The sequence below is a fragment of the Streptomyces sp. NPDC051567 genome (assembly GCF_044454165.1).
Classification (GTDB): domain Bacteria; phylum Actinomycetota; class Actinomycetes; order Streptomycetales; family Streptomycetaceae; genus Streptomyces.
The window spans coordinates 191,807-213,633 of the sequence record NZ_JBITDK010000002.1 but is presented as its reverse complement, the minus strand read 5'-3'; the positions used below and the strand labels follow the sequence as shown (position 1 = coordinate 213,633).

General features: G+C 75.7%; 10 protein-coding genes and 1 pseudogene. 9 read left to right on the top strand and 2 right to left on the bottom strand.

Going from position 1 to position 21,827, the window contains the following annotated elements:
* Positions 1-100: 100 nt before the first annotated feature.
* The 6 genes and pseudogenes from ACIA5F_RS03065 to moeZ all read left to right on the top strand — a co-directional run.
* A pseudogene (locus ACIA5F_RS03065) lies at positions 101-1,006 on the top strand (ABC transporter permease); the annotation flags it as partial.
* An 8-nt stretch (positions 1,007-1,014) separates the two neighbouring features.
* The gene (locus ACIA5F_RS03060; protein ID WP_399348465.1) at positions 1,015-2,007 is read left to right on the top strand and encodes an ABC transporter permease; all 993 of its coding nucleotides are present in this window, start codon (positions 1,015-1,017) and stop codon (positions 2,005-2,007) included.
* 68 nt (positions 2,008-2,075) lie between these two features.
* Positions 2,076-3,722 (top strand): dipeptide ABC transporter ATP-binding protein, encoded by a 1,647-nt coding sequence (locus ACIA5F_RS03055; RefSeq protein WP_399348896.1) that lies wholly within the window; start codon positions 2,076-2,078, stop codon positions 3,720-3,722.
* 187 nt (positions 3,723-3,909) lie between these two features.
* The gene (locus ACIA5F_RS03050; RefSeq protein ID WP_399348463.1) at positions 3,910-6,210 is read left to right on the top strand and encodes a DUF3492 domain-containing protein; all 2,301 of its coding nucleotides are present in this window, start codon (positions 3,910-3,912) and stop codon (positions 6,208-6,210) included.
* 79 nt (positions 6,211-6,289) lie between these two features.
* Positions 6,290-7,288, top strand: a complete 999-nt coding sequence (locus ACIA5F_RS03045; RefSeq protein WP_399348461.1) for an NAD-dependent epimerase/dehydratase — start codon at positions 6,290-6,292, stop codon at positions 7,286-7,288.
* A 490-nt stretch (positions 7,289-7,778) separates the two neighbouring features.
* Entirely contained in the window at positions 7,779-8,957 is a 1,179-nt protein-coding gene (gene moeZ, locus ACIA5F_RS03040) for an adenylyltransferase/sulfurtransferase MoeZ (protein WP_399348459.1), read from the top strand.
* A gap of 92 nt (positions 8,958-9,049) precedes the next feature.
* On the opposite strand, the gene ACIA5F_RS03035 is transcribed toward moeZ, so the two are convergent.
* Together ACIA5F_RS03035 and ACIA5F_RS03030 are read right to left on the bottom strand one after the other, a co-directional pair.
* The gene (locus tag ACIA5F_RS03035) at positions 9,050-10,600 is read right to left on the bottom strand and encodes an alpha/beta hydrolase (protein ID WP_399348457.1); all 1,551 of its coding nucleotides are present in this window, start codon (positions 10,598-10,600) and stop codon (positions 9,050-9,052) included.
* Positions 10,601-10,938: 338 nt separating this feature from the next.
* Positions 10,939-13,782: a YbhN family protein gene (locus ACIA5F_RS03030; protein ID WP_399348455.1), complete on the bottom strand. Its 2,844-nt coding sequence runs from the start codon at positions 13,780-13,782 to the stop codon at positions 10,939-10,941.
* 131 nt (positions 13,783-13,913) lie between these two features.
* Here ACIA5F_RS03030 and ACIA5F_RS03025 point away from each other — a divergent pair, with 131 nt between their 5' ends.
* From ACIA5F_RS03025 to ACIA5F_RS03015, 3 genes are all read left to right on the top strand, one after another.
* Positions 13,914-14,249 carry an MGMT family protein gene (locus tag ACIA5F_RS03025; protein WP_399348453.1) on the top strand — a complete coding sequence of 112 codons (336 nt, stop codon included), beginning with the start codon at positions 13,914-13,916 and terminating at the stop codon, positions 14,247-14,249.
* A 372-nt stretch (positions 14,250-14,621) separates the two neighbouring features.
* Entirely contained in the window at positions 14,622-17,972 is a 3,351-nt protein-coding gene (locus tag ACIA5F_RS03020) for an ATP-dependent helicase (protein ID WP_399348451.1), read from the top strand.
* A gap of 167 nt (positions 17,973-18,139) precedes the next feature.
* Positions 18,140-21,817 (top strand): UvrD-helicase domain-containing protein, encoded by a 3,678-nt coding sequence (locus ACIA5F_RS03015; protein WP_399348449.1) that lies wholly within the window; start codon positions 18,140-18,142, stop codon positions 21,815-21,817.
* Positions 21,818-21,827: the final 10 nt, after the last annotated feature.

The window sequence follows — 21,827 nt, the reverse complement described above, 5'->3', positions numbered from 1 at the left end:
GCCCCCACCCCCCCGCCCCCCCGCCCCCCCCCCCCCCCCCGCCGCCCCCCCCCCGCCCCCCCCCCCCCCCCCCCCCCCCCCCCCCCCCCCCCCCCCCCCACGCCAGGTCGGGCGGCGGCTGCGGCGGCGCCCCGCGGCCCTGGCCGCCGCCGCCGTCCTGGCCCTGCTCGTCCTCCTCGCCCTCGCCGCACCGCTCCTCGCCCAGCTCACCGGCCAGGACCCCCACGCCTACCACGACGACCTCGTCGACTCGGCGCGCGGCGGGGTCCCGCTCGGCTCCTTCGGCGGGATCTCCGCCGACCACTGGCTCGGCGTCGAACCCGGCACCGGCCGGGACCTGTTCACCCGCCTCCTGTACGGCGCCCGGATCTCCCTGCTCGTCGCCCTCGGCGCCACCGCCGTACAGACCCTCCTCGGACTCGTCGCCGGGCTCACCGCCGCGCTCGGCAGCCGCACCGCCGGACGGCTCATCGGCCGGCTCACCGATGTGATGATCGCCCTGCCCGCGCTGGTGCTGGGCGTCGCCCTCACCGCCGTCGTCCCGGCCGACTTCCCCCGCCCGCTGCTGCTGATCCTCGTCATCGGCCTGCTCGGCTGGGGCTCCACGGCCCGCATGGTGCGGGCCCAGGCCCTCGCCCTGCGCGGCCTGGACTTCGTCGCCGCCGCCCGGCTCTCCGGCAACAGCACCCTGCGGATCGCCCGCCGCGAACTGCTGCCGTCCCTGGCCGCGCCCCTCATCACCTACTCCGCGATCCTCGTGCCCTCCAACATCGTGGCCGAGGCGTCCCTCTCCTTCCTCGGCGTCGGCGTCAAACCGCCCACCCCGTCCTGGGGACAGATGCTCTCCACGGCCCAGACCTGGTTCCGGGCCGACCCCATGTACGTCCTGCTCCCCGCCGGGCTGCTCTTCGTCACCGTGCTCGCCTTCACCGTCCTCGGTGACGCCGTCCGCACGGCCCTCGACCCGCGCGAGAACTCGCGCCTGCGGGTCGGCACCAGAAAGGAGCGCACGGCGTGACCCTCTTCGTGCTCAAACGGACCGGCGGCGCACTGCTCGTGCTCCTCGCCCTCTCCGTCGCCGTCCACGCCCTCTTCTACCTCGCCCCCGGCGACCCCGCCCGCCTCGCCTGCGGGGAGCGCTGCAACCCGGCGCAGATCGCCCAGGTCCGCGAACAGCTCGGGCTGAACGACCCGGTGGCCGCCCAGTACCTGCACTTCCTCCAGGGACTGCTGCTGGGCCGCGACCACTCCGGCGGCGCCGGACTCGTCCTGCGCTGCGACGCCCCCTGCCTCGGCTTCTCCTACCAGAACGACCGGCAGGTCACCGAACTGCTCCTGGACCGGCTCCCGGCCACCTTGTCCCTGGCGCTCGGGGCCCTGGTGATCTGGCTGGTCGTCGGCGTCGGCACCGGACTGCTCTCGGCACTGCGCCGCGGCGGGCCGACCGAACGCGCCCTGACCGTCCTGACGCTGGCCGGCACCGGAACCCCCGTCTTCATCCTCGGCCTGCTGCTCCTCATGGCCGTCTGCGCCTACCTCCAGTGGCTGCCGTTCCCGACCTACGTGCCCCTGGGCGAGGACCCCGAACAGTGGGCCTGGAACCTGCTGCTGCCCTGGGTGACCCTCGGCTTCTTCGAGAGCGCCAAGTACGCGCGGCTGACCCGCAGCGCGACCCTGGAGACGCTCGCCGAGGACCACATCCGCACCTTCCGCGCCTACGGGGTCGGCGAGCGGACGATCGTGACCCGGCACGCGGCGCGCGGAGCCGTGGCCCCCGTCATCGCGCTGAGCGCCGTGGACTTCGGCACGATGATCGGCGGCGCCGTCCTGACGGAGTCCCTGTTCGGCATCCCCGGACTCGGCAAGACCCTCATCGACGGGGTACGGGTCGTGGACCTGCCGGTCGTCGTCGGCGTCGTCCTGGCCATCGGCACGGCCGTGGTCGTCGCGGGCGCCGTCGCCGACCTGCTGTACGCCGTCGCGGACCGAAGGGTGGCCCTCGCGTGACGCGCCCACCGGCATCACTGACACCACCGACCTCACTGACACCGCCGCCCGCCCGGACCGGACCCCTGGTGGACGTGGCCGCCCTCACGGTCGACTTCCCCGTCGGAGGGGAGCGGGAGTACGTACGGGCCGTGGACGGGATCTCCTTCACCCTGGAGCCGGGACGCGCGCTGGGCATCGTCGGCGAGTCCGGCAGCGGCAAGTCCACCGTGGCCGCCGCCCTGCTCGGACTCCACCACGGCACGGGCGCCCGGCTGACCGGCACCGTCCGGGTGGACGGCACCGAGGTGGGGACCGCGGGCCCCGCCGCACTGCGCCGCCTGCGCGGCGGGAGCGCCGCCATGGTCTTCCAGGACCCGCTCAGCTCCCTGGACCCGTACTACGCCGTGGGCGACCAGATCGCCGAGGTCCACCGCGTCCACACCGACGTCTCCCGGCGCGCCGCCCGCGCCCGGGCGGTCGAGGTCCTCGACCGGGTCGGCATCCCCGACGCCGCACGCCGCTCCCGGGCCCGGCCGCACGAGTTCAGCGGCGGCATGCGCCAGCGCGCCCTCATCGCGATGGCCCTGGCCTGCGAACCGAGGCTGCTGATCGCGGACGAGCCGACCACCGCCCTCGACGTCACCGTCCAGGCCCAGATCCTCGACCTGCTGCACGGCCTGCGCGAGGAGCGCGGACTCGCACTGCTGCTGGTCACCCACGACGTGGGCGTGGCCGCCGAGAGCGTGGACGACCTGCTGGTCATGCGGGACGGCGCCGTCGTGGAACGCGGCCCGGTCGGCACGGCCTTGGCCGCGCCCGCCGACCCGTACACCCGGGCGCTGCTGGCGGCGGTGCCGAGGCTGGACGGGCCGCGCGCGGCCCGGGCCGCCGGGGTCCTCCCCGGGCCCCGGCCCCGGCCGGACGGCGGGCCCGCCACCCCGGCCGTTCCCGTCGTCGAGGCGGCCGGGCTGCGCAAGGAGTTCGGGCGCGGCGGGCGGCGGGTCGTCGCCGTCGACGGGGTCTCGCTGGCCGTGCGCGCCGGGGAGACCCTCGGCATCGTCGGCGAGAGCGGCTCCGGCAAGAGCACGCTCGGACGGATGCTCGTCGGCCTGCTGGAACCCACCTCCGGCGAGGTCCGTCACGCGGGCCTGGTGACGCGCGGGGTCGTCCCGGGCGTGCAGATGGTCTTCCAGGACCCGGTCTCCTCCCTCAACCCCCGCCGCTCCGTCGGCGAGTCCGTCGCGGACCCGCTGCGCGCGGCCGGGGAACGGGACGAGGACGCGATCCGGGCCCGCGTCGGGGAACTGCTGCTCCGCGTCGGGCTGGAGGCCGGGCACTACGACCGCTACCCGCACGAGTTCAGCGGCGGCCAGCGCCAGCGCGTCGGCATCGCCCGCGCCCTGGCCCCCCGGCCCCGGCTGATCGTCTGCGACGAGCCGGTGTCCGCCCTCGACGTGACCACGCAGGCGCAGGTCACCGCCCTGCTGGCCGAGTTGCAGCGCGAGCTGGGCATCGCGCTGGTCTTCATCGCGCACGACCTGGCGGTGGTCCGGCAGGTCAGCGACCGGGTCGCCGTGATGCGCGGCGGCGTGGTGGTGGAGGAGGGCCCGGTGGACGAGGTCTACGACCGCCCGTCCCACGCCTACACCCGGCAACTGCTGGCCGCCGTCCCGGCCCTCGACCCGGCCGTGGCCACCGCCCGCCGCACCTCGCGCCGGACGGTCCTGGTCTGACCCGGGCCCCCGGCCCGCCCTAGCGCCCTCGAACGCGGACCATGAGGGAAAGTCACGACTCTTCACCCCTTCCGGTGGCGCGACGGACAACCGTCCGCCGCGTCACCGGCAGATCCGCTTGAGTTCTCCCGCAGCGGGTCGCCGGACCGAAGTCGACCGCCTGGACGGGAGATCGGGGGTGCCACTCGTGCGGATCGGACTGCTCACCGAAGGTGGATATCCGTATGCGACGGGAGAGGCGGGGCTCTGGTGCGACCGGCTCGTGCGCGGGCTCCCGCAGCACCGGTTCGACCTCTACACACTGATCCGCGGCGCCGGGCCGGAGCCCGCCCGGCCCCCGCTGCCCGCGCACGTCGAACGGGTCCGGACCGCCCCCCCGCGGCCCCCGGCGGACGGCCGGACGTACGCCCGGCGCGAGCGCCGGCGCTTCGCGGACGGCTTCGCGGAGCTGGTGCGCGGGATCTGCGCGGACCGCGCCGAACCCTTCGCGGCCGGGCTCTACGCCCTCGCCGAACTCACCCGCGCCAACGGCGGGCTCACCACGGCACTGCGCTCCGAGACGGCCGTACGGGTCCTGGAGTCCGCGTGCCGGGCACCGGACGCGAACCGGGGCGCCCAGCAGGCCCGCGTCCCGGACCTCTTCCACTTCACGGCCGTCCTGGAACGCGCCCTGCGCCCGCTCTGCCTCGACTGGTACGAGGAACTCGGCGAGGCCGACGTCTGCCACGCGGCGGCGGGCGGCACGGTGGCGCTCCCCGGCCTGCTGGCCAAACGCTTCTTCGGGGTCCCGCTGCTGGTCACCGAGGACGAGGTCCGCCTGCGCGCCCACTACCTGGAGCCCGGCGCGCGGACCCGGCCCGCCGTACGCGCCCTGCGGGCCGCCCTGCACCTGCGGCTCGCCCACGAGATCTACGGCCAGGCCGACCTGCTGACCCCCGGGACCGCGCAGGCCCGGCGCTGGCAGGAGCGGTGCGGGGCCCCCGCCGGGCGGCTGCGGACGGTTCCCCGCGGGACGGACGCGGCCCCGTTCGCCTCCGTCGGGCAGGACCCGGACCACGGCGACCCCGACACCCTGGTGTGGGTCGGCCCGGTCGAGCCGGACACCGACCTCCCCGCCCTGCTCCACGCCTTCGCCGAGGTCCGCCGGGCCGCGCCCCGGACCCGGCTGCGGATCTTCGCGACCTCGGCGGCCCCCGGCCGGCTGGCCGACTGCTGGACCCTGGCCGCCCGGCTCTTCCCCGACGAGGAGAGCGGCGCCGCCGGGGAGAGCCCCGTCAGCTTCGAGGAGACCGGCGGGCCCGGCGCCCTCACCCGGGCCGGGGCGTACGGCGCCGGGCGGGTGGCCGTGCTCTCCCCGGCCGCCGAGGGGTTCCCGGTCACCCTGGCCGAGGCGATGCTCTGCGGCCGGGCCACCGTCTCCACGGACACCGGCGCGGTGTGCGAGGTCGTCGGGGACACCGGGCTCGTGGTCCCGCCGTACGACCCCCCGGCGCTGGCCGCCGCCTGTCTGACGCTGCTGCGGGACCCCGTACGGGCACGGCACCTCGGCGCGGCGGCCCGGGAACGGGCCCTGGAGCGCATGACCGCCCTGGACGACCGCTCCCCGCACCACGGCCCGGCCCCGGCCGTGGCGGCGCACCCCCCCGCCGGTGGTGGTGATCCCGTCAAGCCGCTGCTCCGGCGCCACCGGGCCCGGTGCGAGCGGGCCGTGGACCCGCTGGAGATCGCCGCCGCGCTGGAGGCCGACGGCATCACCGACCGGAGCGCCGCCCGCTTCCGCCACCGGGACGTCTTCGCCCTCGCCGAGGAGCTGTACGCCCGGACCCCGCACGAGCGGACCGAGGCCCCCGTGCCCGCCCCGGCCCCGCCGGGACCCCGCGCGCTGCGGAGCCTGGGCCTCGCGGTGCTGCCCGGCGCCGTCGCGCTCGGCTGGGCCGCCGCCGGGGCGCCCCTGGCCGGGGCCGTCGCCACGCTCGTCACCGTCGCCGCCCTGGTGTGGCCCGGCCGGGCCACCGGGGACCGCTTCCCGTGGCTCGCGCACCTGCTCGCCGCCGCCGTCACCGGCTGGGCCGTGCACCGGTACGGCGCCGCCCTCGGGGCCTGCCTCGCCCTGGCCGTCGCCCCCGGGCACCTGCTCGCCGCCGCCGGCACGGCCCGCGCCCGGCGCCTGCTCGCCACCGGCCGCACCCTCGCGGAGTTCACCGGCCGGGCCCGGCCGCCGCTGCTCGCGGCCGTCGCGCTCTTCACGGCCGCCGCCGCCGGGACGGCCCTGGTCACCGGGGCGCCGCCCGCAGCGGCCGTCCCGCTCGCCGTCCTGCTCTTCCTGACCCGGCTGCTGCTCGGCCGGGGCGTCCGCCACGGGCCCGTCGCCGCGGCCCTGGCGCTCGCGCTGGTCCCGGCCCCGGCCGCCGTCCTCGCCGCCGTGGCGGTGCTCCTCGTGGCCGCCGTCCGCGCGCTGTCCCGGGCCTCCGCGTACGCGCGGCCCTGAGACCCTCCCGCCCCATCCACCCACCCCGCAAGGAGAAACAGGACATGACCGGCCAGCCAACCGACCAAGGGGCCACGCGATGAGGGTGCTGCTGATCGGAGCCAACGGATACCTCGGCCGCTACGTCGCGGACCGGCTGCTCGCCGACCCCGCCGTCCAGCTCACCGTGCTCGGCCGCGGCGACGACGCCGACGTCCGGTTCGACCTCGCCACCGGCAGCCCCGGCGCCCTCACCCGCTTCCTCGACGCCGTCCACCCGGGCGTCGTCGTCAACTGCGCGGGCGCCACCCGCGGCGGTGCCCGCGAACTCACCCGGCACAACACCGTCGCCGTCGCCACCGTCTGCGAGTCCCTGCGCCGCAGCGGCTGCGGGGCCCGGCTGGTGCAGCTCGGCTGTTCCGCCGAGTACGGGCCCAGCCAGCCCGGATCGTCCACGGCCGAGGACGCCGTGCCGAGACCGGGCGGACCGTACGGGGTCAGCAAGCTCGCCGCGACCGAGCTGGTGCTCGGCTCCGGGCTCGACGCCGTCGTCCTGCGCATCTTCTCGCCCGTCGGGCCCGGCACCCCCGCCGGTTCCCCGCTCGGCCGGCTCGCCGAGGCCATGCGCCGCGCGATGCAGGCCGGGGACGGCGAGCTCAAGCTCAGCGGGCTCGGCGTGCAGCGCGACTTCGTCGACGTACGGGACGTGGCGCGGGCCGTGCACGCCGCCTCGCTCTCCGCCGCCCAGGGCGTCGTCAACATCGGCACCGGCCGGGCGGTCCGGCTGCGGGACGCGGCGGCCGTCCTGGCCCGGGTCGCCGGTTACGGCGGCTCCCTCAACGAACTCGACCTCCCCCAGCAGGGGCACGGCCACCACGGCCTGCACGGCCGCCCCGGCCTCGGCTCCATCGGCTCCCCCCGCTCCGAGGCGACGGCCGAACAACTCGCCGCCGTGGCCCCGCCGCCCTACCCCGACGGCTGCGGCATCTGGCAGCAGGCCGATGTCCGCACCGCCCGCGACCGGCTCGGCTGGCGGCCCCGGATCAACCTGGAGGAGTCCCTCGCGGACATCTGGATGGAGGCGGCTTGCCGCATCTGACCGCACCGCGGGGGGCCGCCGCGCCCACCCGGGCGGGGGAGGCCCGTCCGGGCCGTACCGCACCCGGCTCCTCGGCCGTCTCGCCAGGCGAGACGGTTCGCGGCCCTTCGCGGAGCCGGTCCGTGACGCCCGCCGGTTCCGGGAGCGGTACGGGGCCGACGGCTTCCCGCCCGGCCGGGGCCCCGCCCGGCCGGGGCCCCGCCCGGCCGGGGCCCCGGCCGGGCGGGCGGAACTCCCCGCCGCGCGCCGGGCCGTGGAGGCCCCGCGCGGCCCGGCGAGGGGCTCCGGACCGTCCCCGGCCACGGCACCCGCCCGTACGCGGGCCGCGCCTACCCCGCCGACCTGCGCCTCGATGCCCGGGTACTGGGACGAAAGCGTCTCGCGGGTCGGGACGGGTGTCTTGGAATGAAGAGGGGCGTGGCAGTGTTACCGGAAAGAACAGCCTGTAGATGCTCCCCGCGTTCGTGGGGATGACCCGCCTGGAGTCCCCGTGTCGCTGCCACCCTTGGTCGAGCCAGCCGCCGAGCTCACCGTCGACGAGGTCCGCCGGTACTCGCGTCACCTGATCATCCCGGATGTCGGGATGGAGGGACAGAAGCGCCTGAAGAACGCCAAGGTGCTGGCGGTGGGCGCCGGCGGTCTCGGTTCGCCCGCCCTCATGTACCTGGCCGCGGCCGGCGTCGGCACGCTGGGCATCGTCGAGTTCGACGAGGTCGACGAGTCGAACCTGCAGCGCCAGATCATCCACAGCCAGGCGGACATCGGCCGCTCCAAGGCCGCGTCGGCCCGTGACAGCGTGCTGGGCATCAACCCGTACGTGAACGTGGTCCTTCACGAGGAACGGCTCGAAGCCGAGAACGTGATGGAGATCTTCAGCCAGTACGACCTGATCGTCGACGGCACGGACAACTTCGCCACGCGCTACCTCGTCAACGACGCCTGCGTCCTGCTGAACAAGCCGTACGTATGGGGCTCGATCTACCGCTTCGACGGCCAGGCCTCCGTCTTCTGGTCCGAGCACGGGCCCTGCTACCGCTGCCTGTACCCGGAGCCCCCGCCGCCGGGCATGGTCCCGAGCTGCGCCGAGGGCGGCGTGCTGGGCGTGCTCTGCGCGTCCATCGGGTCCATCCAGGTCACCGAGGCCATCAAGGTCCTCACGGGCGTGGGCGAGCTGCTGGTCGGCCGCCTGATGATCTACGACGCCCTGGAGATGCAGTACCGCCAGGTCAAGGTCCGCAAGGACCCCGACTGCGCGGTCTGCGGTCCGAACGCGACCGTCACCGAACTCATCGACTACGAGGCGTTCTGCGGCGTCGTGTCGGAGGAGGCCCAGGAGGCCGCCGCCGGTTCGACGATCACTCCCCAGCAGCTCAAGGAGTGGATCGACAACGACGAGCCCATCGAGATCATCGACGTCCGCGAGAAGAACGAGTACGAGATCGTCTCGATCCCCGGCGCGAAGCTGATCCCCAAGGGCGAGTTCCTGATGGGCACCGCCCTCCAGGACCTGCCGCAGGACAAGCGGATCGTCCTGCACTGCAAGACGGGCGTCCGCAGCGCGGAGGTCCTCGCGGTCCTGAAGGCCGCCGGTTTCTCCGACGCGGTCCACGTGGGCGGCGGAGTGATCGGCTGGGTCCACCAGATCGAGCCCGGCAAGCCGGTCTACTAGGTCCCGCCGTAACGGTCCCGCAGGGGCCGCGCCTCGCCCGAGGTGCGGCCCCTGCGGCGTGTCCGGACGGCCGGGGCGGCCCGGGCGGCGGGTCAGGCGGCGGTGCAGACCGTGCCCGTGGCGGGCACCTTCCCGTCCAGCAGGTAGGAGTTGACCGCCCGCTGCACGCACGGGTCCCCGCTGTTGTACGCGCCGTGCCCCTCGCCCTTGTACGTCAGCTCCACACCGACACCGGGGCCGAGCCGCTCCACCATGTTGCGGGCGCCCTCGTACGGGGTCGCCGGGTCACCGGTGTTGCCGATCACCAGGATCGGGGCGGCGCCGGGGGCGGAGACGTCCGGGGTGGTCCAGTCGCCCGCGACCGGCCAGTCGGTGCAGCTCATCAGCGCCCAGCCGAGGAAGTCCCCGAAGACGGGCGAGGCCGCGCGGAAGGCCGGCAGCTTCGACCTGGTCTGCGCCGCCGTGTACCGCTCCTTGGAGTCGACGCAGTTGATGGCCGTGTTGGCCGCGCCGATGTTGCTGTAACGGCCCTGCGGGTCCCGGCCGTTGAGCGCGTCGGAGAGGGCGAGCAGCAACTGCCCCTGCCCGCCCTCCGCCTCGTCCAGCCCCTGTTCCAGCAGCGGCCACAGCTCCTTCGAGTACAGGGCCTGCGCGATGCCGTTGGTGGCGGCGGTCTCGGTGAGCTGCCGGGTCCCGATGCCGGGGATCGGCCGGACGGCCAGCCGCTTCTGGAGCGCGATGACGTTGGCCTCGATCTCCTTCGGGGTGCTGCCCTGGATGCGGCAGGCGTCGCCGCGCTCCACGCAGTCCCGCGCGAAGTTGCCGAGCGCCAGCTGGAAGCCCTTGGCCTGGCCGATGGCGCCCTGCTCGGCGTCCTTGGTCGGGTCCACCACGGCGTCGAAGACGGCCCGGCCGACGTTCTTCGGGAAGAGGTGGGCGTACACCCCGCCGAGCTCGGTGCCGTAGGAGATCCCGAAGTAGTACAGCTTCTCGTCACCCAGGGCCTGGCGGATGCGGTCCATGTCGCGGGCGGCGTTGGGCGTGCCGACGTGGGGGAGGACCTTGCCGGAGTTCCGCTCGCAGGCCCGCTGGTACTGCTTGATGCTGTCGACGTACGTCCGTTCCTCCGCCGGGGTCGTGGGGGTGGCGTCCTGGGCGTAGTACGCGTCCAGCCGCTGGTCGTCCTCGCAGCGGACGGGGGCGCTGCGGCCCACCCCGCGCGGGTCGAAGCTGACGAGGTCGTACCGGGCGCGCAGGGCCTCGTACTCCTTGGCGGCGCTGGGCAGGGTGGTCAGGCCGGAGCCGCCGGGGCCGCCGAAGTTGAAGACGAGGGAGCCGATCCGGTTCTTGGTGTCCTGGGCGCGGGCGCGGATCAGGGCGAGCGGGACGGTCTCGCCGCCGGGTTCCGCGTAGTCGAGGGGGACGTCGAGGGTGGCGCACTGCCACTCCGGGCCGGGGGGCGGGCCGCCGCCCTCGGCGGCCGTGGGGGCGGCGCAGGCGGTCCAGGTGAGGGGCCGGGCGCCCTGGGAGCCGCCCGCCTCGGGTCTGTCCTTCTCGGCACCGCCGTCGGCGCAGGCGCTGGTGGTGAGCAGCGCGGCGGCGAGGGCGGCGGCAGCGGTGACCCGCAGGGCGTTTCTCGGCATGCACCCCATCCTGTGGCTGGTCCGGCCGGTCCGCCCGCGTGCTGACCCGTCCGGGTGACCGGCCGCGGCCCGCGGCCGTACCCGGCCCGGCCTTGGCCCCCGCCACCAGGCTCCCCCTAGTGCTGTGACCGGAAAGGTTCACCGGCCCGCGACGCCCGGCACGGCGCCTCGCCGCGTTGTCGGACCACGCAAGTACGTCCAGTACAAGCCGTGGCCCTCCGCCTTGCGATGCGCTCGGCATCCGAAGGATCAAGGCAAGAGCCGAGACGAAGTGAGCGCAGCGAACGCAGTCGCACCGGACGCCGCGGGCCTACCGGCAAACCTTTCCGGTCACAGCACTAGATCGCGCCCTTGCGGGTCAGGAAGTTGAACGAGATCCAGCCCGGCAGCACCGGCAGCCAGAACGTCGTCAGGCGGAAGAGCAGGACGGACGAGAAGGCCACGTCCTTGTCCAGGCCGGCCGCGATGAGACCGAGGATCAAGGTCGTCTCCACCGCGCCCATGCCGCCCGGCGTCGGCGCCGCCGAACCCAGCGCGTTGCCCGCGAGGAAGACCACCGCGATGGTCGCGTAGCTGAGGGTCTGGCCGCCCCCGAACGCGCGGATCGAGGCGTCCAGGCACATCACGAAACAGCCCGTCAGCAGCAGCATCCCGCCGATGCCCGTCACCAGCTTCCGGGGCCGCTGGAGCACGTCCAGCATGCGCGGCACCACGCCCGCGAACAGGGCCCGGACCCGCGTCGCCACGAACTTCCGCAGGAACGGCACCGCCGTCACCACCAGCACCAGGACCGCCACCGTCAGCAGACCCGCGATGACCGTCCGGGACGGGGTCATCTCCGGGGTCTTCTCCGTCCCCGTCAGGTAACCGAAGGAGAGCAGCAGCACGATGTGGCTGGCCAGCCCGAACAGCTGCGAGGCGCCGACGCTCGCCACCGCCAGCCCCGGCCTGACCCCCGCGCGCTGGAGGAACCGCGTGTTCAGCGCGACACCGCCGACCGCCGCCGGGGCCACCATCTTCACGAAGGACCCGGCCACCTGCGCCACCACGGTCCGCAGGAACGACACCCGCTCCGGGACGAAGCCCAGCAGGCTCATCGCCGCCGCGAGGTAGCTCAGCGCCGAGAAGCCGAGCGCCGCCCCGGCCCAGCCCCACTGGGCCTTGCTGACGACGTCCGCGACGTCCACGTGGGCCAGTTGCGTGAGCAGGAAGTACAGGCCCAGCGCCGCCGCGATGAACGAGACGAGCGTGCGCGGCCGGATGCGCTCCAGCCGGGCCGGCTCCACCGGAGCCTGCGGGCGGATCAGGAGCACCTGCTGGCGGATCTGGCTGAGGAGGTCCTCCTCGCGGGCCTCGTCCAGGGCGTCGTCCAGCGCCTTCTTCTCGGCCTTGCGGTCGACGGCGGAGCCGCCCGCGAGGTCCGGGGCACCGGCCTCCCGCGCGGCCTTCGCCGCCCGCGAGGACTCCAGTACGGCCTCCCGCTCCCGGTCGGCCCGCTCCCGGGCCAGCCTGCGCAGGGTGGCCCGGGTGGAGCGGCTCAGTGCGATCGGCTGGAGCAGCGGCAGGCAGTCCGCCACCGCGTCCGGGCCGAGCACCGACACCGCCGAGGCCACCGCCCGCTCCGCGCCGACCCGCAGGCCCAGCGTGGTCAGCAGCTGCGCGATGTCCATCCGGAGCACCAGGTCACCGGCGGCGATCTCGCCGCCCCGCAGATCGGTGAGGATCACCGTGCCGAAACGATCCACCACCAGTGCGTCCCCGGTGAGCCGGCGGTGGGCGATCCGCCGCGACTGGAGCGCCCGTACCTGCTCCCACGCGTTGCGGCTCAGCCCGTCGGTGATCTCCCCGTCGGGGAGGGAGTCCAGGCTCCGGCCGCCCAGGTGCTCGTAGACGAGCATCACGGCGTCCGGGCCCAGCTCGGAGGTGGCGATCAGCTTCGGCGCGTTGGCCCCGGCCGCGATGGCGGCGTACGCGAGGAGCGCCTCCTGCTCCAGCGCCTGGCGCAGGGACTGGAGGCTGCGCCGGGTGGTGAAGGAGCGCAGGGTCAGCCGGCGCCAGACCCGGTAGAAGAAGCCCTGGGCCTGCTGTTCGCGGTCGACGACGGTGACGTCGAGCGGTGGACCGTCCTCCAGGGTGACGTGGTAGCGGCGGCCCCGGTCGCTCACCTCGGACGCCTCGGGGCCCTCGGACGCCTCCGCGCGCATCGCGCTGACCGGCTGGAAGCCGACCCGGCGCAGACCGGCGAGGAGGTGCTGCCCGGTGGGCCGGACGTTGGGCGAACCGACCGCGTAGAGCGTCCCGTAGGCGACGCTCCAGCCGATCAGCACGGTCAGGACGATCGAGAACGGTGTGGTGTAGCCGCTGACCAGCATCGCGAAGGCGTCGAGCAGCAGCACCACCCAGAGCGCCACGCGCCAGCGGGGCCGCCGGGTCATCCCCACGGCCGTCATGTACGCGATGACCGGCGCGAGGTAGCCGTGGACGGGGTCGGTGAGCGCCCCTCCGGCGCCGGCCGCGCGGGTCAGGGCGTCCTGGATGGTGGCCGGGGCCGCCTCGGAGACCCACAGGTCGGTGGCGAGGGTCACCCCGTGCGCGAGGACGGCGGCCAGGACGCCGTCCGCGATGCGCAGGCCGTCGCGTTTGATCAGCCGTTCGATGGCGAAGGCGACGGGCACGAGCAGCACCGCGATGCTCGACACCAGCCCCGCGACCTTGATCAGCAGGTCCGGCGCCCGGCCGGTGCCCTGGCTGATGTCGGCCTCCAGGCCGGCGGTGGTGCCGTGGGCGAAGGCGGCGATGGAGAGGACGACGGCGATGCCGAGCATCCCGGCGAGCAGCCGTACGAGGTCGGAGGGGCGGTGCACGCGGGCGGCGAGCAGCGGTTCGTCGACCTCGACCCGTTCGGTGGCGGTGGGCGCGTGGCCGTGCGGGTCCCGCGCGTCGGCGGCGCGGTCCGCGCCGGCCCGGCCGTCCGGGCCGGTACCCGCGTCCGCGCCGGCAGCGCTGCCGGTGTCGGTACCGGCGTCGGAAGTGCTGCCGGTACGGGAATCCGCGCGGGTGCGGGCCCGTGCGTCGGGGCCTGTGCCGGGGCGGGGGGCGGGGCCGTCGTCTGGGCGCGCGCCGTCGTTCGGCGCCGCGCCGTCCGGAGGGCTCACACCCTGCTCCTTCGTCGTCACGTCCATCTCTTCTTGATCACGTATCACCAGTCACCGCCCGGAAGATGGTGGCACGGACGGGCGGGCGGGCGGGGCATCAGGGTGCGCGCCGGTGCGGAAGCGGTCCCTCCACCGGCCTGTCGGTGGAGTGCGGCACCATGTCCCGAATGAGCGAACAGCTGCCGGAGTACGCGGAACGGGTACTGGAGGTGGCCGAGCGTATTCCGCCCGGCCGGGTGATGACGTACGGGGACGTCGCGGAGTGGCTGGGGGAGGGCGGACCGCGCCAGGTCGGGCGCGTCATGGCCCTGTTCGGGGGCGCCGTGCCGTGGTGGCGGGTGGTCCGGGCGGACGGCGTGCCCCTGCCCGGCAGCGAGCTGCGCGCCCTGGAGCACTACCGCGCCGAGGCCACCCCGCTGCGCTCGACCCCGGCCGGCGGGCCACGGCTGGACATGCGGCGGGCGCGCTGGGACGGGGACGAAGCTCACATCTGACAGCTTCGGCCATGTGGGGCCCGGACGGGCGGTCGAAGGACCGTACGGGGGAACCGCGTGGGCCGCGCGGGCCGTGCCGGTTGCCGTACGGTTGCCTCCTCGGCGGGCCCGGCGACGGCGCGGCCGGCCGCGCCCCGGACGGGGCGGCTCCGTACAGGGCTCCGAAGGAGACGGACCGGAACGGACCAATCCGGAACGGACCAATCCGGAAAGAGCTGATCCGGAACGGGCCGGTCCGAACCCAGTGGGACCGAAACCAGTGGGACCGAAACCCGTCGGCCCGGGACCTCCCGGGTACCAGCAGTCACCCCCGTCACCGTAGTAAGCGCGGTAACCGCGACAACCGCAGACCCACCAGGACCGGCAGCCCACGTGATCACCTCTTCCTCCGACCGCTCCGAGCGGCGGCGTACGCGGACCCCTGACGCGTACCGCCTGGTGCGCACCGGGCCGGAACGTGTGACTCCCCCTCCTCTGGACGCAGCGCAGCGGGCTGTGGTTGATCACACCGGCGGACCGCTGCTGGTCCTCGCCGGACCGGGCACCGGGAAGACGACCACGCTGGTCGAGGCCGCGGCGGCCCGGGTCGAGGCGGGCACCGACCCGGCCCGCGTCCTCGTCCTCACCTTCAGCCGCAAGGCGGCCGTGGAACTGCGCGACCGGGCCGCCCTGCGCCTCGGCGGCGCGCGCGCCCCGCAGGCCACCACCTTCCACTCCTTCTGCTACGGCCTGGTCCGCGCCCACCAGGACACCGACCTGTTCGCCGACCCGCTGCGGCTGCTGTCCGGCCCGGAGCAGGACGTGATGGTCCGCACCCTGCTGGACGGCCAGCGCCGGCTCCGCTCCATCCGCTGGCCCGACGACCTGCGGGCCGCGCTGACCACCCGGGGCTTCGCGGACGAGGTCCGGGCCGTCCTCGCCCGCGCCCGCGAACTGGGACTGGGCCCGCGCGCCCTGTCCGACTTCGCCGACCGCCTCGGCCGCCCGGACTGGAAGGCGGCGGCGGCCTTCCTCTCCGAGTACCTCGACGTCATGGACCTGCAAGGCGCGCTGGACTACGCCGAACTGCTCCACCGCGCGGTCCTGCTCGCGGAGCGCACCCCGGCCCTGGGCACCGCGTACGACGTGATCCTCGTGGACGAGTACCAGGACACCGACGCCTCCCAGCTGCGGCTGCTGCGGGCGCTGACCGGCCAGGGCGCCACGCTGGTCGCCTTCGGCGACCCGGACCAGTCGATCTACGCCTTCCGGGGCGCCGACATCAACAACGTCCTGGACTTCGAGGGCTCCTTCCCGGGCGCGGAGGTCCGCGCGCTGACGGTCGGCCGCCGCTCGGGACCGGCCCTGCTGGCCGCCACCCGCCTGCTGACCACCCGGATGCCGCTGCCGCGGCTCCCGTCGGCGGCGGTCCGCGCGCACCGCGAGCTCCGGCCCGGCCGCCCGGACGGCCCGCGCGGCCGGGTCGAGGTGTTCACGTACCCGACGGCCGGGGCCGAGCTGGACAACATCGCCGACATCCTGCGCCGGGCCCACCTGGAGGAGGGCGTGCCCTGGCAGGACATGGCCGTCCTGGTCCGCTCCGGCGGCCGGACCCTCCCGGCGATGCGGCGCGCCCTGATCTCGGCGGGCGTCCCGGCCGAGACGGACGGTACGGACGTCCCGCTGCGCCACGAACCGGCCGTCGCCCCCCTGCTGACGGCCCTGCGGACCACGGCCGCCGCTGCCGCCGCCGACACCCTCGCCGCCACCGCCTCCGACCTGGACGCCCCGGCCGACGCGGACCTGGACCCCGCCCCGGAGCCCGTGCCCGACCCCGCCGAGGACGAGAGCGCGGACACGGGCGAGGACGCGGGCGCGGGCGAGGACGCCGGGTGGGTCGGGGTCGAGGCCACGCTCGCGCTGCTCACCTCGCCGCTCGGCGGGATGGACGCCGCCGACCTGCGACGGCTCGGCCGGGCGCTGCGCGACGAGGAGCGCGCCGCCGGGGTCAAGGTGCCCGCGCCCTCCGACGTCCTGCTCGCCCGCGCCCTCGCCGAACCGCAGCGGCTCGTCACGCACGACCCCGCCTACGCCCGCGGCGCCCAGCGGCTCGGCCTGCTCCTGCGCAAGGCCCGCGAGCTGCTCCAGGGCGGCGGCACCGCCGAGGAGGCCCTGTGGGCCCTCTGGGACGGCACCCCCTGGCCGCAGCGGCTGGAACGCGGCGCCCGCCGGGGCGGCGCGGGCGGACGCAACGCCGACCGCGACCTCGACGCCGTCTGCGCCCTCTTCGACACCGCCGCCCGCGCGGAGGAACGGACCGGCGGCCGGGGCGCGCTCAACTTCCTCGAACAGCTCGAAGCCGAGGACATCGCCGCCGACACCCTCACCGCCCGCGCCACCCGCACCGACGCCGTCCGCCTCATGACCGCCCACCGCTCCAAGGGCCTCGCCTGGTCCCTGGTGGTCGTCGCCGGGGTGCAGGACGGCCTCTGGCCCGACCTGCGCCGCCGCGGTTCCCTCCTCGAAGCCGACCGGATCGGCCACGACGGGCTCGCCGAGCCGCTCGGCCCCGGTGCGCTCCTGGCCGAGGAACGGCGCCTCTTCTACGTCGCGGCCACCCGCGCCCGCGACCGCCTCGTCGTCACCGCCGTCAAGGCCCCGGCCGAGGACGGCGACCAGCCCTCCCGCTTCCTCGGCGAGCTAGGCGTGGAGCCCAAGGACGTCACCGGCCGCCCCCGCCGGCCCCTCGCCGTCGCCGCGCTCGTCGCGGAGCTGCGCGCCACCACCGTCGACCCGGCGGCCTCCCCGGCCCTGCGGGACGCCGCCGCCCGCCGCCTCGCCCGCCTCGCCGCGCTCACCGACGACGAGGACCGCCCCCTGGTCCCCGCCGCGCACCCGCAGCGCTGGTGGGGCCTGTACGAGCCCACCCGCGGCAGCGTCCCGCTCCGCGACCGGGACCGGCCCGTCGCCCTCTCCGGCAGCGCCCTGGAGCAGCTCGCCACCACCTGCTCCCTCCAGTGGTTCCTGGGCCGCGAGGTCAAGGCCGACACCCCCTCCACCGCCGCCCAGGGCTTCGGCAACGTCGTCCACGTCCTCGCCGACGAGGTCGCCTCCGGCCGTACCCCCGCCGACCTCGCCGTGCTCATGGAGCGCCTCGACTCCGTCTGGGACGCCCTCGCCTTCGACGCGCCCTGGAAGTCCCGCCAGGAGAAGGAGAACGCCCGCGCCGCCCTGGAGCGGTTCCTGCGCTGGCACACCACCGACCGGGGCGGCCGGGAGGCCGTGGCCACCGAACACGACTTCGACGTCACCCTCGAAGCGGGCGGGTACGCCGTCCGGGTCCGGGGCTCCATGGACCGGGTCGAGGCGGACCCGCAGGGGCGCGCGTACGTCGTCGACTTCAAGACCGGCAGGTCCGCGCCCACCAAGGCGGAGGTCGCCCGCCACCCCCAGCTCGCCGTCTACCAGCTCGCCGTGCGCGAGGGCGCCGTCGACGAGGTCTTCGACGGGCTGCGGCCCGAGGCCGGCGGCGCCGAACTCGTCCAGCTCCGCCAGGGCGGCGCCGACCCCAAGGTGCAGGCCCAGCAGCCGCCGGACGGGGAGTGGGTCGGCGACCTGCTCGCCACCGCCGCCGGACGGGTCCTGGACGAGCGGTTCGCGCCCGTGACGGGCCGGCACTGCGACCACTGCTCCTTCCGCAGTGCGTGCAGCGCCCGCCCGGAGGGCCGCCAGACGGTCGAGTGACCGGCACCGACCGGTGCGGCGACGGCGGCCCGGGTGGTGGCCTGGGTGGCGGCTCGTGCGGTGGCCAGGGCGGGTCCGGTCCCGGCGGCTCCGGTTCCGGCGGCCGGGGAGGGCCCGCCGGGTCCGGGACGGGAGGGAGTGTCGGTGGGGGCGGCTAGCCTTTTGGGATGTCCGCGCGTCCGCCCGTCCTCACCGACCCCGAGCAGCTCAAGGAGCTCCTCGGCATCCCCTTCACGCCCGAACAGATGGCCTGCGTCACCGCCCCGCCCGCCCCGCAGGTCATCGTCGCGGGCGCCGGCTCCGGCAAGACGACCGTCATGGCCGCCCGCGTGGTCTGGCTGACCGGCACCGGCCAGGTCGCCCCCGGCCAGGTCCTCGGCCTGACCTTCACCAACAAGGCCGCCGGGGAGCTGTCCGAGCGCGTCCGCAAGGCCCTCGCGCGCGCCGGGATCACCGACCCGGACCCCTCCCCGGCCGACCCGGAAGCGGCCGGGGGCGAGCCGCAGATCTCCACGTACCACGCCTTCGCCGGACGGCTCCTCAAGGACCACGGCCTGCGCATCGGCCTGGAGCCCAGCGCCCGCCTCCTCGCCGACGCCACCCGCTTCCAGCTCGCCGCCCGCGTGCTGCGCGAGGCCCCCGGCCCCTACCCGTCGCTGACGAAGTCTCTCCCCGACCTGGTCGGCGACCTCCTCGCGCTCGACGCGGAACTCTCCGAGCACCTGGTCGGCCCGGACCGGCTGCGCGCCCACGACACCGCCCTGCTCGACGGCCTCGCCGACGCCCGGCTCACCAACGAGGACCTGCGCAAGATCCCCGAGGCGGCGCGCGGACGCCTCGAACTGCTGGAGCTCGTCGTCCGCTACCGCGCCGCCAAACGCTCCCGCGACCTCTTCGACTTCAGCGACCAGATCGCCCTCTCCGCCCAGCTCGCCACCACCCGGCCCGAGGTGGGCGCGCTGCTGCGCGAGGAGTTCCGGGTGGTCCTGCTGGACGAGTACCAGGACACCTCCGTCGCCCAGCGCAGGCTGCTCTCCGGCCTCTTCGGCGAGGGCAGCGGCCACGCGGTGACCGCCGTCGGCGACCCCTGCCAGGCCATCTACGGCTGGCGCGGCGCCTCCGTCGCCAACCTGGACGACTTCCCCGAGCACTTCCCGTACGCGGACGGACGCCCGGCCACCCGGTTCGCGCTCAGCGAGAACCGGCGCAGCGGCGGCCGGCTGCTGGAGCTGGCCAACGGGCTCGCCGCCCCGCTGCGCGCCCTGCACGAGGGGGTCGAGGCGCTGCGCCCGGCGCCGGGGGAGGAGCGGTCCGGTGCCGTCCGGTGCGCGCTGCTGCCCACCCACGCCGAGGAACTGGAGTGGCTCGGCGACTCCGTCGCCCACCTGGTCCGCACCGGTACGCAGCCGCGCGAGATCGCGGTGCTGTGCCGGTCCGCCGGGGACTTCGCGCGCATCCAGGCCGTCCTGGTGGCCCGGGACGTGCCGGTGGAGGTCGTCGGACTGTCCGGGCTGCTGCACCTGCCGGAGGTCGCGGACCTCGTCGCCGTCTGCGAGGTCCTCCAGGACCCCGGCGCCAACGCCTCGCTGGTACGGCTGCTGATCGGCCCGCGCTGGCGCATCGGGGCCCGGGACCTGGCCCTGCTGGGGCGCCGGGCGCGGCTGCTGGTCGGCCGCTCCCCGGCCGCCGCCGGGGCGGACCCGGACGAGAGGCTGGCGGCGGCGGTCGAGGGCGTGGACCCGGCGGAGATCGTCTCGCTGGCCGACGCCCTGGAGACCTTCCTCGACGGCTCCTCCTCCGGCGGGTCCTTCCCCGGCTCCCGCCCGCGCTCCTCCCCCCACGACGACCTGCCGTTCTCCGCGCAGGCCCGGGTCCGCTTCGCGCACCTCGCCCAGGAACTGCGCGACCTGCGGCGTTCGCTCGCCGACCCGCTGATGGACGTCCTGCACCGGGTGCTGGCCACGACCGGGCTGGAGGTGGAGCTCTCCGCCTCCCCGCACGCCCTGGCGGCCCGCCGCCGGGAGACGCTCTCCGGCTTCATGGACATCGCCGCCGGGTTCGCCGCGCTGGACGGCGAGGCGTCGCTCCTGGCCTTCCTGGCCTTCCTGCGCACGGCGGCCCAGTACGAGAAGGGGCTCGACCACGCCCTGCCGGGCGGGGAGAACACGGTCAAGGTGCTCACCGCCCACAAGTCCAAGGGGCTGGAGTGGGACGTGGTGGTGGTCCCGGACCTCTGCGCGGGGGCCTTCCCGAAGGAGAAGCCGCCGGAGGCGTGGACCTCGTACCCGAAGGTGCTCCCGTACGCCCTGCGCGGTGACGCGCCGACCCTGCCGCAGGCCCCGGAGTGGACCGCGGCGGGCCTGAAGACGTTCAAGGCCGCCCTGACGGACCACAAGGCGACGGAGGAGCTCCGCCTCGGTTACGTGACCTTCACCCGTCCCCGGTCACTGCTGCTGGCCTCGGGGCACTGGTGGGGCCCGACGCAGAAGCGCCGCCGCGGCCCGTCCGCCTTCCTGACCGCGCTGTACGAGCACTGCGCGGCCGGGTACGGCGAGATCGAGGCCTGGGCGCCCGCCCCGGAACCGGACGCGCAGAACCCGGCCCTGGCCACGGACGCGGCCCCGGACCAGGCCTGGCCCCTCCCGCTGGACCCGGACTCCCTCGCCCTGCGCCGCGCGGCGGCGGCCCTGGTGGAGTCCCACCTCGCCACCCGTCCCCGGCGCCCGGGGCCGCCCACCCCCGCCCCGCGGCCCCCGGACCCCGGGGAGCCGTTCCCCGAGGACGCGCCCTGGCCCGGGGAACTGCCGTACGGCGACCCGCCGGACGAGGAACAGCCCTGGCCGGAGGACCCGCCGTACGAGGAACAGTCCTACGGGGAGCAGCCGTCCGGGGACCCGGCCGCGCCCGAGGACCCGTACCCGGACGGGGACCCGGGCCGGGGGCCGGGCGCAGCCGTGCCCGGGGACCCGTGGGCGGACGAGGTGTGGGCGGGCGACGCCCGGGTGACGGAACCGGTGGCTCCTGTTCCGGCGGAGCCGGAATCTCCTGTTCCGGCTCTGACCCCGGCAGCGACCCCGGCCATGACCCCGACCGCGCCCCCGCCCTCGGCCCCCGAGGACCGGCTCACCCCCGAGGACACCCGGGCCGTCGCCTCCTGGGACCGCGATCTCGACGCCCTTGAAGGCGAGCTCCACCGCGCCCGCGCGGCCGTCCGCGAGGTCGAGCTGCCCGCCTCCCTCTCGGCGAGCCAGCTCCTGCGGCTCGCCGCCGACGAGCAGGGCTTCGTCCGTGACCTCGCCCGCCCCATGCCCAGGCCCCCCCAGCCCGCGGCGCGCCAGGGCACCCGCTTCCACGCCTGGGTCGAGTCCCGCTTCGACGAGCTCCCGCTGCCCCTCCTCGACGTCCTCGACCCCGCCACCGGACTGCCCGGCTCCGGCCAGGACATCGCCGACGAGGCCGACCTCGAACACCTCAAGGCCGCCTTCGAGCGGAGCGAGTTCGCCGACCGGACCCCGTACCGGATGGAGGCCCCGGTCCAGCTCACCCTGGCCGGCCGGGTGATCCGGGGCCGGATCGACGCCGTGTACCGGGGCGCCGACGGCTCGTACGAGATCGTCGACTGGAAGACCGGCCGCACCACCGAGGCCGATCCGCTCCAGCTCGCCGTCTACCGCCTGGCCTGGGCGGAGGCCACCGGAACCCCCCTGGAACGGGTCACCGCGGCCTTCCTCCACGTCCGCAGCGGCCGGGTGGTGCGGCCCAGCGACCTCCCCGGCCGCGCCCGCCTGGAGCGCATCCTGCTCGGTACCACGGGCCCGGACGGGGACCGGCAGGCGGACGGTTAGGCTCGGGGGT

What these genes read in the sequence shown, in the direction of transcription:
- ACIA5F_RS03045 (WP_399348461.1), top strand. Translation starts at nt 6,290, where the DNA reads ATGAGGGTGCTGCTGATCGGAGCCAACGGATACCTCGGCCGCTACGTC.
- ACIA5F_RS03035 (WP_399348457.1), bottom strand. Translation starts at nt 10,600, where the DNA reads ATGCCGAGAAACGCCCTGCGGGTCACCGCTGCCGCCGCCCTCGCCGCC.
- ACIA5F_RS03030 (WP_399348455.1), bottom strand. Translation starts at nt 13,782, where the DNA reads ATGGACGTGACGACGAAGGAGCAGGGTGTGAGCCCTCCGGACGGCGCG.
- ACIA5F_RS03025 (WP_399348453.1), top strand. Translation starts at nt 13,914, where the DNA reads ATGTCCCGAATGAGCGAACAGCTGCCGGAGTACGCGGAACGGGTACTG.
- ACIA5F_RS03015 (WP_399348449.1), top strand. Translation starts at nt 18,140, where the DNA reads ATGTCCGCGCGTCCGCCCGTCCTCACCGACCCCGAGCAGCTCAAGGAG.